Annotated in this window: 2 protein-coding genes; both read left to right on the top strand. The window is 38.5% G+C overall.

Going from position 1 to position 1,230, the window contains the following annotated elements; translation table 11 throughout:
* The first annotated feature begins 68 nt into the window (after positions 1 to 68).
* Complete coding sequence (locus DN748_RS19290) at positions 69 to 335, top strand: transposase (protein ID WP_201741528.1); 267 nt, start codon at positions 69 to 71, stop codon at positions 333 to 335.
* A 35-nt stretch (positions 336 to 370) separates the two neighbouring features.
* Positions 371 to 1,213: an IS3 family transposase gene (locus DN748_RS18945; protein ID WP_236636924.1), complete on the top strand. Its 843-nt coding sequence runs from the start codon at positions 371 to 373 to the stop codon at positions 1,211 to 1,213.
* Positions 1,214 to 1,230: the final 17 nt, after the last annotated feature.

Here is a 1,230-nt window from a genome sequence, read left to right on the forward strand (position 1 = left end):
TGTAGGCTTCCCTAAAAATAGGACAGTTTTAAATTCGAATTTACTAACTTTAAATTCAAACTGTCACAATGAAAAGCAGCAAATTTAGTGAGAGCCAAATCATCAAAGCTCTCAAAGAAAATGAACAAGGTAGATCTGTAGGAGATTTATCCAGAGAACTAGGCATTGACAAGAGTACCTTCTACTACTGGCGCAAGAAGTATGGAGGAATGGAGCAGCAACAACTCAAACGCCTCAAAGAACTCGAAGAAGAGAATAACAGGCTCAAGCAGATGTATGCCGATGTTAGTCTAGACAACAAGATGCTTAAAGATGTACTGTCAAAAAAGTTTTAAGACCTTCCGATAAGAGAGTTCGTGTAAAATATCTCATTGAAGAATATGTAATACCGATTGTCCGCGCCTGCAAAGTTGTAGGTTTGAGCAGGTCGATGTGGTATTACCAGAGTAAAAGGGACGATAGTGAGGTTATAGATAAGTTGACCCAGCTAGCAGAGGCATATCCGACCCGAGGTTTTGATGAATATTATTACAAGATCCGTCGTGAAGGTCTAAAATGGAACAGGAAACGTGTATTGCGAGTATATCGTGATATGAAGCTAAGTCTTAGGCGTAAACATAAAAAGCGCTTGGTTAAACGTATAAAGCAACCTTTGGAAGCACCAGCAAGCCTGAATGAATGCTGGAGTATGGATTTTATGAGCGATGCACTTACCGATGGCAGAAAGTTGCGTGTATTCAATGTTATTGATGATTGCAACCGTGAAGCTCTTGCCATAGACGCAGGACTTTCTTATCCGGCAAGGGCTGTTGTAGAGACGCTGGATAATCTAAAAGAAGAAATAGGAACGCCCAAATATGTCAGATGTGACAACGGTCCAGAATTTATATCCAAGACTTTTGTAAACTGGTGCAAAAAGAACTTTATAGAAATTAAATATACCCAACCTGGAAAACCGATGCAGAATGGATACATAGAACGCTTTAACCGTTTCTTCCGAGAGGATATATTAGATGCGTATTATTTTAATGACATCTATCAGTTACAGAAGATAAGCGATAACTGGAGAGAAGACTACAACTTCAACCACCCGCATAAATCTCTTGGGAATAAATCCCCAAAAGAATATATGCCTAGATTTGATGAAGAATTTAAATTCTTCATCAAATCTGAACTAAATAATAATTATTTATCGAATTTAGCGGTGTCCTAAAAGAGGGAAGGCTACAA

The organism is Sinomicrobium soli (genome assembly GCF_003285545.1).
Lineage (GTDB): Bacteria > Bacteroidota > Bacteroidia > Flavobacteriales > Flavobacteriaceae > Sinomicrobium.